We start from the raw sequence: 12676 nt of genomic DNA on the forward strand, positions 1-12676 counted from the left end.
AGTTATCCCTCCACACGTATCCATGTTTGGGTTCTGTAGATAAATGCCAAATACCCTCGCACTTTTAACTCATCTTCATTTTCTGGATTCAACCAAATCTTAAAACGAAAAGTCATCGCCTGTTCCGGATCAAATAATCGTTTACCCTTCCATTCTCCATCATCATGCAACTCACCGTCCGTAATAATTTCCATACCGGTTACAGGCTTATCTTTTAATGATCCATCGCATTTATCACAAATCCTTCCTTCTTGTCCTTCCTCTAAGATCTTAACGACTTTGCCATACATTTTTCCTTCTTTCTTATAGATTTCAATTACACCTTTTGGCAAACCTGTGCGATCATCAATTGTTTTCCACTTACCAAAAACGGACTGAGCAGAAATGCTCATCGAAATAAATACTGTGAATAGAATAGTTAACTGTATGCTCTTATTTATCATTCTTTTTTGTGATTTTACGTAATGTATTCAGCGATGCGTTCAGCTCGAACCCAAGTAGCAATATATTAGAATTTAACCATATGTAGACCATTAAAATCAATAATCCTCCTAAAGCTCCATATAATTCATTGTATCTGGCGAACTTTTCAACATAGATTCCGAAGAGATATGATGTTAATAAAAACAAGGTTGTTGTCATTAGAGCACCAAAAGAAAAGAACTTCGCTTGCTTACCTTCTCGTGTTCCAAAATAATATAGAATGGCAGTAGTAAAATAAGATAGAATTATAAAGAAAAGCACCTTTGCAATTTGTACACCTACCACTTCATCTTCACCCAAAATATAACCGCCTTGTTTTGCTGCAAACTCAGATAAATATCCTAGCACATAAAATTCAAAATAGATAAATACAACAAACCCTACTATAATTAAAATTGCCAGTATTAAACCAACCATCAACGCATAAAGATACTGTCTGAAGAAATGCCGTGTAAGGTCTATGTGGTACGATGTTTCAAAGCCTCCAAAAATCGAATTTACACCGTTAGCCATTAAGAATATAGATAGTAAAAATGCCGATGATAATAAACCGCCTCGCTTTTGATCTTTAATCTGCTGAAATACCTCTCCGAAATAATCGCCGGTGGCACTAGGTAGAAAGGACTCTAAAAATAACTGGAACTGCACATCAAAATCGCCATGTTCAATACTAATATAAGAGACCAAAAAAGGCACCAAAGTCACCATAAAAATAATTAATGGGAATAGCGCCATAAACAAACTAAAGGCAATAGCACTCGCCCTTGTAGACAACGTACCTTTTAAAATACCAAGAACGTACATCTCTAAAAGATCGTAAATAGAAAGTCCTTCAAAACCGGGCAGTCTGATTTGCTTTAATAATCTGACCAACCAATTTACAATAGGAATTTTTTCTAGCTTTTCTTCGACCTCTAAAGACATCTACACCGCTTTTAAACTCAAATCTAAGTTATACACCGAATGTGTCAACGCGCCCGATGAAATATAATCAACCCCGCATTCTGCATAATCTCTAATTGTATTTTCATTAATACCACCAGAAGATTCAGTTAAACATTTATTGCCGATTAATTTGACTGCCGTACGGGTATCTTCATAATTGAAATTATCAATCAATATTCGAAACACTCCTTCTGTTTCTAAAATTTCTTTGATTTCTTCTAAGTTTCTTGCCTCAACAATGATTTTTAAATCGCGACCCGTTTCTTCAAGATAGTTCTTGGTTTTATTTATTGCTTTGGTTATGCCACCAGCAAAATCAATATGGTTATCCTTTAACATAATCATATCGTACAATGCGAATCTGTGATTTTCTCCACCACCAATTTTTACCGCCCACTTCTCTAGCGCACGAATACCTGGGGTAGTTTTTCTTGTATCTAGAATTTTTGTGCCAGTGCCTTTCAATAGATTGACGAACATATGAGTTTTGGTAGCTATAGCGCTCATTCTTTGCATTGCATTCAATACCAAACGCTCAGCTTTTAATATGCTTTGAGAACTACCTTCTACATAAAACACGATATCGCCGTGATTTACTGGCGTACCATCTTTTATTAGTACTTCTATTTTCAAATTAGGATCTACAAAATAAAATACAAGCTCAGCAAAATCTACTCCGGCAATGATTCCTTCATCTTTTACCAATAATTTCGCCTTACCTGTAGCAGTATTAGGAATACATGCCAACGAACTATGATCACCATCACCAACATCTTCACGAATGGCATTTGCTATGATTAATGTAATCTCTTCTTTAAATTGTTCTTCTGAAATCATATATGTAAAATCTATTGTATTGCTAATTTACAAATCCATTTGCGAAATTGATTTACTTTTGGCATATGACTATAAAACTTTTAGCAATTGGCAAAACTGATAGCTCTCAATTACAAGAACTCATCGATGTTTATCAAAAAAGATTACAGCATTATGTCAATTTTGACATTGAATTGATACCCGATCTAAAGAAAACTAAAAATTTATCTGAAGATCAACAAAAAGATAAAGAAGGCGAACTTATTCTTAAGAGACTAGCACCTACCGATGTTTTAATTCTTTTTGATGAAAAGGGTAAACAATATACCTCGATTGAATTCTCAAGCTTTTTACAAAAGAAAATGAACTCTGGTATTAAGCAATTAGTTTTTTTAATTGGAGGACCTTACGGATTTAGTAATGAAATCTATGCTAAGGCTTCTGGAAAAATAAGCCTCTCTAAAATGACCTTTTCCCACCAAATGGTGCGCTTATTTATAACTGAGCAAATTTATAGAGGGTATACCATTTTAAAAAATGAACCCTACCACCATCAATAAAATAATGCTATAGGGGTTTTAAACATTCTACGCTTGCTTCTCGAGAGATTTTACCATATTATCAGATACACCTTCTAAATCGGTTAACTCTTCCATAAGAAAGGAGATAAGCTCTTCTTTATGCGCTACATTTTTTTCAATCTTAAGCACATGATTATAGTTCTTTATATTTTTCATGTGCCCATTAAAAGCATGTGTTTGATGCCACGCTATTTCTTTTAATTTCTGATTTTGCATTGCCATCTTTTTTATGGAAGGATTTATGAAAAAGAAAATCTCGAAAATTAAAATCAACAATGAAAAAACCGCTAGCTCTAGCTCAATTATCATAAGTGTTTTAATATCTTCTTCTGATGCTTTTTGAAATTGACCCACAATGGTATCCATAGTCACTAAAAACAAATCTGCCTCTGCTGATAATTTTTTCAAATCTACCGAACCTAGCTGATTAAAATCGTCTATAGCATCTAAAATGAAATTTATATGAGGTTGTATTTTATCAAAGTTTTTTTGAATTTCTTCATTATCCAATATCGGAATTCCTGTTGCATCGTTTCCTTCTTGTAATGCTGTATTCGCATTTGCAAATTTGGTCATTGCCAAACGCAATTGTCCATAATCGCACGTACCATATTTACACTCGTAAACATTCTTTACGATCGATTGCGACAACATTCTCTGCCGACCAGCTACATTTATTCTCAACGCATCTTGCCGCTGTCTAGCTAATGAATACTGTATTATAGATTGTATAACAATGGTCAATACAATTACCGTAAAAACCAACAGATAATAGTTGTTGAAACTTTTACCAGATTTTAATTTAGATAAAATCTTTTTAAGCATAATTAAAGATATTTCCTACAAATTTAAAATGTACTTTAACTATAACATTGTAGAACTAAAAATGTTGTCACAAATGACAAAAAAATGAACAAAAAAATGCAAGTTTTTCAACTTGCATTTTTGCACTAAAATAATTCTATATTTTAATAAGCGTAACCGCTTAATTATCATCTAATAAAGCACTCTAAATTTAATGGTATTTTCTACTTTCTTTAGCGCCTTTAAGACTTCTTTATTATACTCTTTATCCAAATCTGTAATTACATAACCAACTTCGTTATCTGTTGACAAATATTGGCTGTTGATATTCAGCTCGTACTCTGCTAACACCTTATTGATTTTAGCCATAATACCCGGTACGTTCTTATGTATATGCAAGAATCTGTGCGATTTATTCTGTTTTGGCAAACGAATATTCGGGAAGTTTACGGCATCAACTGTGTTACCAGAATTGATATAATCCATAATTTTATTAGGAACGAAATCTGCTATATCGCGCTGTGCCTCTTCTGTACTACCACCAACATGCGGAGTAAGTATTACATTGGCAAAGCCTTGTAATTTTGTTTGAAAATCACCATTACTAGCTGGCTCATCTGGATAAACATCTACTGCCGCACCACCAATATGACCATCTTTTAAACCTTCTGCAAGTGCGTCGATATCAACTACAAAGCCTCTAGAAAGGTTAATTAGCATAGCGCCTTTCTTCATTTGCTTTATTTCACGTTCACCAATGAAGTTTTTGTTTGCTTTATTATCATCAATATGCAAAGTAACCACATCAGACACATTCAATAAATCTTCTAGCGTGCTACATTTTACAGCATTGCCCAAAGCTAATTTATCATCTACGTCATAGTAATAAACACGCATACCCATTGCTTCTGCCAATACCGATAATTGCTTACCAATATTACCATAACCAACGATACCTAAATTTTTACCGCGGACTTCTCTAGATCCTGCTGCCGTTTTTTGCCATTGACCACTATGTATTTCTCTACTACGGTCAAATACACTTCTCATTAACATTATTATTTCACCAATAGCCAATTCTACCACTGACCTTGTATTGCTATAAGGAGCATTAAAAACTACAACACCTTTCTTTTTGGCAGACTCTAAATCGATTTGAGTGGTACCTATACAAAAAGCACCAACAACCAATAATTTATCCGCTGCTGCTAAAACAGTTTCTGTTACCTGCGTTTTAGAACGAATACCAAGAACGTGAACGCCCTTAATTTTTTCGATCAGCTCTTCTTCAGATAAGCTATTTTTTATTAATTCTACAGAAAAACCATCTTCTGATAGATTATCAAATGCAGCGGTGTGCACATTTTCTAATAATAGAACCTTAATTCTATTCTTTGGGTACGAGATATTTCTTGGCAACTTGTTCACAAATAAAAATTCATCTAAACTTGGTGTAACATAATCCGCATTACTAGCGGCCTTTTCTCTATGCACGTTTTCGGTATATGCAAAAAACTTATGTGCAATACCTGCTTCGCGCATGACATAATCACTGTAACCATCTCCAATCACTTGAACTTCGCCGTCCAAATTCATTTGCTTTAGGCAATCAATTTTGCCGTTATGCTGAGATAGCACATTCTTTTCATCGAAACCGATGATATTCCCCTCTTCGTCGAATTTAAACGTATTTGCATACACTCGATCAGATGGTATATTGTATTCTTTTACAATAGGATCAATAAACTCTTTAAATCCGCAGGATATTACATAAATATCATCTGCATACTTCTCAAAAAAATCTTTGTTGGCAGCTATAGATTTTGATATCTTATTTCTCAGATTATCAACCAAACCGTCTAAATCTTCTTTCTTGGCATTTAATAGTTTAATTCTACGCTCTAAAGATTCTGTAAACGAAATATCACCGTCTATACCTAAATTGGTGATTTTCTGTATTTCTTTAATTACTTCATCTTTATTTGACCTTCCTTCTAAAGTCATTTCTGCAAGAACATCTAATGCTTCTACCCTGGTTAACGTACTATCAAAATCAAAAACGTATTTTCTACTTACTTCTACCATTATTTTTTTTGGTTTGGATAGGAATTTTTGTCGTTAAAATAAGTAGCAAAAGTAAAAATTTAATTTATCCTGATATATGATATCTTGGAAATAAAACAAAAAGCGTACGTTATGATGTAAATTGACAAATTAACTAGCTCTTAATCTAAAAATTGAAGAGCAGGTAATGAGAACTCTACCGTCTTATATGTACCGTTATGATCCCCAGGTACTATCTTTAATATCCCATTTTTAAAGGCATCACTTAATTCTTGCGAATTACCGTTGTCTGTATCTTGATCTCCACAAATTATCAATACATTAATGGCTATTTTATTTAAATCACTTATAAAAGTTACAGGTTGATATTTTTGCTGTAAATGCAACGAGCGCAAATCTGCATGTATAGATTTTGCATAGTCTACCGCACCTTTGGTTTCCTCATTTACGTCGCCATCAAATGCTTTCGCGAACATAATTCTCCGATCCCAATCGGCATTGGTAAAATCGATTCCCATGCCACCTAAAACCGCTTTTTCTATACGATTGTCTTCTGTCAGTAATTTTGCCAAAACAATGCTGCCTCTTGAATAACCGATAGCCTTATACATTTTAATATTTAAATGATTCATCAATAAAACCACATCGTTTACTTCTGCATTATTTTGATATGCTTCTTCTTTTTGAGGTTTATCAGAATCACCATTACCACGTAAATCGGGAATAATTACTCGATATCCGGCAGCGATTAAGTCTTTTTTTAAAGCCGTTTTATCCCAAGATTTTCTAGAATTTATAAACCCGTGTAACAATAATACCACATCTCCACTACCCTCATCGTTATAAGCAATTTGCACACCATCAAAAGATTCGAATTTACTTGATTGAGAACTAGCTGTTTTAGAGAAGGCTATCATCAATAAACAGAATAAAATATACTTTGATGACATCATGCTTTTATTTAAGATATGTATAGAAGACCCGCTAGTATTGCCAACCCAAAACTTACCAGAGTACCTATTAATATGTACTCTGTCAATTTTCTATTATTACGCTCTTTAAGATCATTGAACCTAAAAACAGATTTTGCGGCTATTAAAAGACCTATAACTTCCCACCTACCGATTACTATAAAAATCAAAACAAAGAGACGTTCAATAATACCGATGTACTTACCTGCATTGGGGAGCGATTTGTGATCTGTTTCGATTTGATTGGACATGCCCTCTAAAATCATTCCCATTATAATTGCCGCCGGATAGGTTACAAAAACAATTGCCGTTACCAAATACCAATCTAAATTTTCAAATAACGATAAGGTATGTTCGTATAAATCAGCATAAAACGCACAACTGTAAATAACCAATATATGCAATAGCTGATCTATAAAAAACGGAATGCTTTTATTCTTAAATAATGTATTCGTGTATAGTTTTAGCAGATCGATACCAAAATGCGCTACAGTAACCATCAAAGCAATTTTCCATAAGCTTAGATCCCATAAAAACAGCATGTATAAACCAAAATGCAATAGTACATGTGCGTATAAAAATTTAGATGTTATCTTATTCGATTGTTTGTGAAGTACCCACCTTGTTGGCTGTAAAACGAAGTCTCCGATTAAATGAGCCAATACTAGTTTTATAAAAATCAACATATTTATTTACTGGTAATTAATTCTTTATAATATGATAATACATCTAAAACCAAATCTAATCGAGCTCTTTTTAAACGTTGACTAACGGCAGACTGTTTTATGCCTAATTGTTGAGCAATTTCTTTTTGTGAATAATGCGGGTAATCTAGCGACAATGTTACAATTTCTGCCGAAACAACACTCCAATCATCCATAAAATCTAAGGCTAAACGCAACATTAAATTTAAAGTGCGATCATAATCTGCATTACCCGTAGCTATGCTTATGTTAATCTTACTTTCTTTAAGAGTTTCAAAATTACGCCCTGATCTTTGATATGCGGGACCATTAGATTCTGTTACCCCTGTACCAACATATGTTTCTAAACCTATGCCAACACCCATTCTTACGTCTAAACCTTTAATGGTTTTAAGCATTGCTTTTATTCGGATAGCAGTAAACAAAGCATTTTTCTCGGTAACCTTTAATTGAAACTCATCTCCACGATAAATCTCCCAATTCATTGGTGATGCCCCAAATTGATTAAAGTAATTCTTCAATAAATCGATCCATTGCGAGCTAGGATGATTTTCAGAATTAATAATGTCACCTGTTATTATAGCTATCATAATTATTAGTTAAAACGCTAATATAAGTATTTATAAGCTAATTAATTAATATTTGTACTTATAAGTCTATTCGTCAATATTATAAGATGCATACTTAAAACCAACGCCTTGTTAATATACAATAATCTTTGAAGGAACGCCCGAATTTCTCTAAGAGAATTCGTTCTTCAGGTATAATTTGAAACCGATTCATATACCCAACAAATCCCGCAGCGATTAGCGTGTTAAAAGCATTTCCTAAAAACACACCTAAAGCCAACAATATAAGAAGCAGTGCAAAATACATGGGATTTCGAGAAAATTTAAATATTCCGCCAACCACTAAATTAGAAGCTTTATCTGGTTTTGTAGGGTCTATGGTTGTTTTCGCACTATTAAATTGAAAAAGTGCCCAAAGTGCTATTAAAATTCCAAAACCTACTAAAATTTTAGCGAGCAACATTCTTCCATAAAAATCAAAATAACCAATCGGTAAAAATTCCGCCAACAGGTACATCATCAATCCGAAACATAAAAAAACTAAAGCCGGTGGTACTTTTAACTCCATTTTATAAAATTACTACATTTGATGGTGTAAATTGACAAACTAGATTTCAAATTATTTTAATGAAGCTTGTATTCGCTACCCATAACCCCAATAAATTAAAAGAGATTCAGCAATTGGTACCATCATATATCGAACTAGTTAGTTTAGATATGATTGGTTGCACTACCGATATACCCGAAACGGCAACCACCCTAGAAGGTAATGCAAAAATAAAAGCCGATTTTATAACCGACACCTATCAACTACCTTGCTTTGCAGATGACACAGGCTTAATTGTAGATTCTCTAAATGGTGATCCAGGCGTATACTCTGCTAGATATGCAGGACCTGAAAACGACACTAATGCCAATATGGATAAACTCTTGGCTAATTTAGCCGACCAACAAGATAGAAGTGCTTACTTCAATACCGTAATCGCCTTAAATTTAAATGGTAAAACCCATATATTTGATGGAAGCATACATGGCGAAATTATAGAAACAAAAAAAGGAAATAACGGTTTTGGGTATGACCCAATCTTTAAACCTAATGGTTATAGCGAAACATTTGCGCAACTACCTTTATCGATAAAGAACGAAATTAGCCACAGAGCGCTAGCATTTAAAAAATTGATTACCTATTTAAATAGTATTCATGTTAAATAAAAAAGACAACGGCGAAACAGTAGTCGTATCGGTTGCATCAGAAAGAGCAGAAGCTATTGGCGGTGTTCTAATTGCTCTATTCGCAGCTTTAATGGCCATATCGCAAATGGTCAATGGCGAATTAGAGGAAGAGATGATGATTGCACACAACAACGTTGTTAGCTATTCTAGTTGGTATCAATCGAAAAGTATAAAAGAAAGTTTAAAAGAAAGTGAACTTGACTACCTAGGTGCTTTAATTGAAAGTGGTATGGTCACAGAAGAAAATAGACCGGTCATAGAACAGAAAATGACTGATGTTAGAGAAAAAATAGTAAAATACGAATCTGAAAAAATAGAAATTCTACTAGGATCTGAAAAAGTTGGTAAAGAAAACTGGGTGCAAGATATCGAAGGCAAAATGGGTATTATTACCGGAGTGAAAGAATGGGAACAATTGACCAAAACCTATGATTTTGCCACCAAGAAATTTGACTATGCACTACTATTTTATCAGATCTGTATCGTACTTGGCGCCGTTTGTATCATTATATATGATAGTCCGACCCTTCAAAAAGGCCTAATTGTGCTCATGATTATCTTCGGTATTATCGCTACTTTCCTATCTATATATGGGTATACACTAGCTCCGTAGTATAACTTAATAATAAATTATATTGATTCAATTATTAGCAGTACCTTTGCCGCTTAATTAACGCCGCTAGTATAGCATGTGTTGCGCTGAGTCTAAATAGGTTATATACGATAATCGCTCTATGCAACATTCATATTTGCGATTTAGTATAACATTTTATGACAAATTTTGAAGCTCTAGGACTGCAAAAGTCCTTATTAGATGCTATTACTGATTTGGGTTTTGAAACCCCTTCAGAAGTACAAGAAAAAGCAATCCCTATTTTATTGGAAAGTGAAACCGACTTAGTTGCGCTTGCGCAAACAGGTACTGGTAAAACTGCCGCATTCGGATTCCCATTAATTCAAAAAATTGATAGCGATAGTAGAACCACACAAGGTTTGATCTTATCGCCTACTCGTGAACTGTGCTTGCAGATTACGAAAGAAATGCAAGCGTATTCAAAATACGAACGTAATATTAATGTTGTTGCCATTTATGGTGGTGCAAGTATTACAGACCAAGCAAGACAGATTAAAAAAGGTGCACAAATTATTGTGGCTACGCCTGGTCGTATGAAAGATATGATCAGTAGACGTCTTGTCGATATTTCGAATATAGATTATTGTATTCTAGATGAGGCAGATGAAATGCTGAACATGGGCTTTATGGAAGATATTAAAGATATTCTTTCTGGTACGCCTAATGAAAAATCTACATGGTTGTTCTCTGCAACGATGCCAAAAGAAGTGGCTGTTATTGCCAAAAAATTCATGCATTCTCCACAAGAAATAACTGTGGGAGCAAAAAACTCTGGAGCATCAACTGTACAACATGAATATTATGTTGTTGGCGGTAGAGACCGTTACCCTGCTTTGAAGAGATTGGCAGATACCAACCCAGATATATTTTCAGTTATTTTCTGTAGAACAAAACGTGATACACAAAAGGTTGCCGAAAGTTTAATCGAAGATGGTTATAATGCAGGAGCATTACATGGAGATTTGAGTCAAAACCAACGAGATTTGGTAATGAACTCTTTTAGAAAAAGACAAATTCAAATGCTTGTAGCTACTGATGTTGCTGCACGTGGTATTGATGTTGATGATATTACACATGTTATCAATTACCAATTACCTGATGAAATTGAAACGTATACGCACCGTAGCGGTAGAACTGGTAGAGCTGGTAAATCTGGTATTTCTATGGTTATTATTACACGTAGCGAACAACGTAAGATTAAAGCTATTGAGAATAAGATCAACCAGAAGTTTATTGCAAAACAAATTCCATCAGGAATCGAAATTTGCGAGATTCAATTATACCACTTAGCAAATAAAATAAAGGACACAAAAATTAATGAGGATGTAGATGGATATTTACCTGCTATTAATGATGTTCTTGAAGGAATAGACCGCGAAGAATTGATCAAGAAAATAGTTTCTGTTGAATTTACAAGGTTCTCTAATTACTATAACAAGTCTAAAGATTTAAATTCTTCTGACAGTGGCAGAAATAGAGAAAGAAGTGATGATGGAGGTGATGGCAGAAGAGGTGGCGAAATACCAACAAGTGGTGCAGTTCGTTACTTTGTAAATGTTGGTGAAAGAGACGGTTATGATTGGATGACCTTGAAAGATTTCATTAGAGATACTGTAGGTTTAGGACAAGAAGATGTATTTAAGGTTGATGTTAAAGAAAGTTTTTCTTTCTTTAACACCGAAGCGGAAGTTACACAACAGATTCTAGAAAAATTTACTGAATTTAAAGTAGACGGTAGATTTGTTAATGTAGAAGTTTCTAAAAACCCCGGTGGTGGCGGTGGCGGAAATCGCAGAAGCGGCGGAAGCGGTTTTGGTGGCGGAGGCTATAAAGGAAAAAGAAGCAGCGGTGGCGGAAGAAGAGATGATGACCGCGGCGGAAGAGGTAGAAAAGAAGGTAGCTCTGAGTCTAAAGGACGAAGACGCGAACGTAGCGAATCTAGCTCACCTAACTCAGGAAAAAGACGTACAACCAAAAGAAAGGGAGATTTCTTTTAGTTAATTGTATATTAAAAATACGCTTCGGCGTATTTTTTTTGTTTTGTTTGCAACTTAATTACGCTGTCAATACAATGAAATATTTTTTATCAATTACACTTTTTTTATTTTCATTAATAGGTTTCTCTCAAGAAACAGAAGAAGGTCAACGCCTTAGTGCGGTTGTAGTCAATGCTCAATCTGATGAACCTCTTGAGAGCGTGCACGTTGTTAACCTAAACCAAGTTTTTGGAACAATTACCAATGAAAAAGGTGAATTTTCAATTACTGCAGCGGTAAACGACACTCTTTACTTTTCTTTTCTTGGTTTTAAATCACAGAAAATAAGGGTAACGAACGATATGTTCAAATTTGAAAATACAGAAATTGCACTGACAGAACTTGCATATGCCCTAGAAGAAGTAATTGTTAGACCATATCAGCTTACTGGCTACTTAGAAATCGACGTAAAAAACCTTCCTATAAATAATGCTTATCAATATAGTATATCGGGCTTAGGCGTAAGCTATGAAGGCGGTAACAAAAACCCAAGTGCGGTAACTAAAGTTTTAGGGGCTATTCTAAACCCGGCAGATTTACTACGAAACCTTTTTGGTAAGAAACCTGCACAAATGCGTAAGCTCAGACAAATGAGAGAAGATGAAGACATTCGTAATCTTCTTGCCTCTAAGTTTGACAGAGAAACCTTAACAGAGTTCTTGCAATTAGAAAAAGTCGATATTCAAGACATTTTAAATAACTGCAATTATTCTAAATCTTTTATCACCACAGCCAATGACCTTCAGATACTTGACGCCATTAGCAGCTGTTATGAAGAGTACAAAGTTTTGAATAGAAAGAAATAATATTTTTTAAAACGGAATCCTTGTTATAGT

General features: G+C 34.3%; 14 protein-coding genes. 5 read left to right on the forward strand and 9 right to left on the reverse strand.

The window, feature by feature from the left end:
* Positions 1 to 2: 2 nt before the first annotated feature.
* The 3 genes from ACPF9A_RS00160 to nadC are packed head-to-tail and all read right to left on the reverse strand — an operon-like array spanning position 3 to position 2265.
* A complete protein-coding gene (locus ACPF9A_RS00160) occupies positions 3 to 443 on the reverse strand; it encodes a DUF2147 domain-containing protein (RefSeq protein ID WP_424000506.1) in 441 nt (146 codons plus the stop codon).
* Positions 433 to 1407, reverse strand: a complete 975-nt coding sequence (locus ACPF9A_RS00165) for a YihY/virulence factor BrkB family protein (RefSeq protein ID WP_424000508.1) — start codon at positions 1405 to 1407, stop codon at positions 433 to 435. Before ACPF9A_RS00165 ends, ACPF9A_RS00160 begins: the two co-directional genes overlap by 11 nt.
* Positions 1408 to 2265, reverse strand: a complete 858-nt coding sequence (gene nadC / locus ACPF9A_RS00170) for a carboxylating nicotinate-nucleotide diphosphorylase (protein WP_424000510.1) — start codon at positions 2263 to 2265, stop codon at positions 1408 to 1410.
* A gap of 65 nt (positions 2266 to 2330) precedes the next feature.
* On the opposite strand from nadC, the gene rlmH reads away from it, so the two are divergent.
* Positions 2331 to 2804 (forward strand): 23S rRNA (pseudouridine(1915)-N(3))-methyltransferase RlmH, encoded by a 474-nt coding sequence (gene rlmH / locus ACPF9A_RS00175; RefSeq protein WP_424000512.1) that lies wholly within the window; start codon positions 2331 to 2333, stop codon positions 2802 to 2804.
* Between the two features lie 27 nt (positions 2805 to 2831).
* On the opposite strand, the gene ACPF9A_RS00180 is transcribed toward rlmH, so the two are convergent.
* From ACPF9A_RS00180 to ACPF9A_RS00205, 6 genes are all read right to left on the reverse strand, one after another.
* Positions 2832 to 3650: a type IV pili methyl-accepting chemotaxis transducer N-terminal domain-containing protein gene (locus ACPF9A_RS00180; RefSeq protein WP_424000514.1), complete on the reverse strand. Its 819-nt coding sequence runs from the start codon at positions 3648 to 3650 to the stop codon at positions 2832 to 2834.
* A gap of 171 nt (positions 3651 to 3821) precedes the next feature.
* Positions 3822 to 5714: a phosphoglycerate dehydrogenase gene (gene serA, locus ACPF9A_RS00185; protein WP_424000516.1), complete on the reverse strand. Its 1893-nt coding sequence runs from the start codon at positions 5712 to 5714 to the stop codon at positions 3822 to 3824.
* A 140-nt stretch (positions 5715 to 5854) separates the two neighbouring features.
* Entirely contained in the window at positions 5855 to 6646 is a 792-nt protein-coding gene (locus ACPF9A_RS00190; protein WP_424000518.1) for an alpha/beta fold hydrolase, read from the reverse strand.
* Between the two features lie 8 nt (positions 6647 to 6654).
* A complete protein-coding gene (locus ACPF9A_RS00195) occupies positions 6655 to 7350 on the reverse strand; it encodes a DUF3307 domain-containing protein (RefSeq protein ID WP_424000520.1) in 696 nt (231 codons plus the stop codon).
* A 2-nt stretch (positions 7351 to 7352) separates the two neighbouring features.
* Entirely contained in the window at positions 7353 to 7958 is a 606-nt protein-coding gene (locus ACPF9A_RS00200; protein ID WP_424000522.1) for a SatD family protein, read from the reverse strand.
* A 94-nt stretch (positions 7959 to 8052) separates the two neighbouring features.
* A complete protein-coding gene (locus ACPF9A_RS00205) occupies positions 8053 to 8505 on the reverse strand; it encodes a methyltransferase family protein (RefSeq protein ID WP_424000524.1) in 453 nt (150 codons plus the stop codon).
* Between the two features lie 59 nt (positions 8506 to 8564).
* On the opposite strand from ACPF9A_RS00205, the gene ACPF9A_RS00210 reads away from it, so the two are divergent.
* The 4 genes from ACPF9A_RS00210 to ACPF9A_RS00225 all read left to right on the forward strand — a co-directional run bounded on the left by ACPF9A_RS00210 (position 8565) and on the right by ACPF9A_RS00225 (position 12646).
* Entirely contained in the window at positions 8565 to 9149 is a 585-nt protein-coding gene (locus ACPF9A_RS00210; protein WP_424000526.1) for a non-canonical purine NTP diphosphatase, read from the forward strand.
* Complete coding sequence (locus tag ACPF9A_RS00215; RefSeq protein WP_424000528.1) at positions 9139 to 9783, forward strand: DUF4337 domain-containing protein; 645 nt, start codon at positions 9139 to 9141, stop codon at positions 9781 to 9783. Before ACPF9A_RS00210 ends, ACPF9A_RS00215 begins: the two co-directional genes overlap by 11 nt.
* Positions 9784 to 9941: 158 nt before the next feature.
* The gene (locus tag ACPF9A_RS00220) at positions 9942 to 11801 is read left to right on the forward strand and encodes a DEAD/DEAH box helicase (RefSeq protein ID WP_424000530.1); all 1860 of its coding nucleotides are present in this window, start codon (positions 9942 to 9944) and stop codon (positions 11799 to 11801) included.
* A gap of 74 nt (positions 11802 to 11875) precedes the next feature.
* Positions 11876 to 12646 (forward strand): carboxypeptidase-like regulatory domain-containing protein, encoded by a 771-nt coding sequence (locus tag ACPF9A_RS00225; RefSeq protein WP_424000532.1) that lies wholly within the window; start codon positions 11876 to 11878, stop codon positions 12644 to 12646.
* The last annotated feature ends 30 nt before the right edge of the window (positions 12647 to 12676 follow it).

The organism is Maribacter sp. IgM3_T14_3 (assembly GCF_049603095.1).
GTDB lineage: Bacteria > Bacteroidota > Bacteroidia > Flavobacteriales > Flavobacteriaceae > Maribacter.

What these genes read in the sequence shown, in the direction of transcription:
- ACPF9A_RS00160 (WP_424000506.1), bottom strand. Translation starts at nt 443, where the DNA reads ATGATAAATAAGAGCATACAGTTAACTATTCTATTCACAGTATTTATT.
- ACPF9A_RS00165 (WP_424000508.1), bottom strand. Translation starts at nt 1,407, where the DNA reads ATGTCTTTAGAGGTCGAAGAAAAGCTAGAAAAAATTCCTATTGTAAAT.
- nadC (WP_424000510.1), bottom strand. Translation starts at nt 2,265, where the DNA reads ATGATTTCAGAAGAACAATTTAAAGAAGAGATTACATTAATCATAGCA.
- rlmH (WP_424000512.1), top strand. Translation starts at nt 2,331, where the DNA reads ATGACTATAAAACTTTTAGCAATTGGCAAAACTGATAGCTCTCAATTA.
- ACPF9A_RS00180 (WP_424000514.1), bottom strand. Translation starts at nt 3,650, where the DNA reads ATGCTTAAAAAGATTTTATCTAAATTAAAATCTGGTAAAAGTTTCAAC.
- serA (WP_424000516.1), bottom strand. Translation starts at nt 5,714, where the DNA reads ATGGTAGAAGTAAGTAGAAAATACGTTTTTGATTTTGATAGTACGTTA.
- ACPF9A_RS00190 (WP_424000518.1), bottom strand. Translation starts at nt 6,646, where the DNA reads ATGATGTCATCAAAGTATATTTTATTCTGTTTATTGATGATAGCCTTC.
- ACPF9A_RS00195 (WP_424000520.1), bottom strand. Translation starts at nt 7,350, where the DNA reads ATGTTGATTTTTATAAAACTAGTATTGGCTCATTTAATCGGAGACTTC.
- ACPF9A_RS00200 (WP_424000522.1), bottom strand. Translation starts at nt 7,958, where the DNA reads ATGATAGCTATAATAACAGGTGACATTATTAATTCTGAAAATCATCCT.
- ACPF9A_RS00205 (WP_424000524.1), bottom strand. Translation starts at nt 8,505, where the DNA reads ATGGAGTTAAAAGTACCACCGGCTTTAGTTTTTTTATGTTTCGGATTG.
- ACPF9A_RS00210 (WP_424000526.1), top strand. Translation starts at nt 8,565, where the DNA reads ATGAAGCTTGTATTCGCTACCCATAACCCCAATAAATTAAAAGAGATT.
- ACPF9A_RS00215 (WP_424000528.1), top strand. Translation starts at nt 9,139, where the DNA reads ATGTTAAATAAAAAAGACAACGGCGAAACAGTAGTCGTATCGGTTGCA.
- ACPF9A_RS00220 (WP_424000530.1), top strand. Translation starts at nt 9,942, where the DNA reads ATGACAAATTTTGAAGCTCTAGGACTGCAAAAGTCCTTATTAGATGCT.
- ACPF9A_RS00225 (WP_424000532.1), top strand. Translation starts at nt 11,876, where the DNA reads ATGAAATATTTTTTATCAATTACACTTTTTTTATTTTCATTAATAGGT.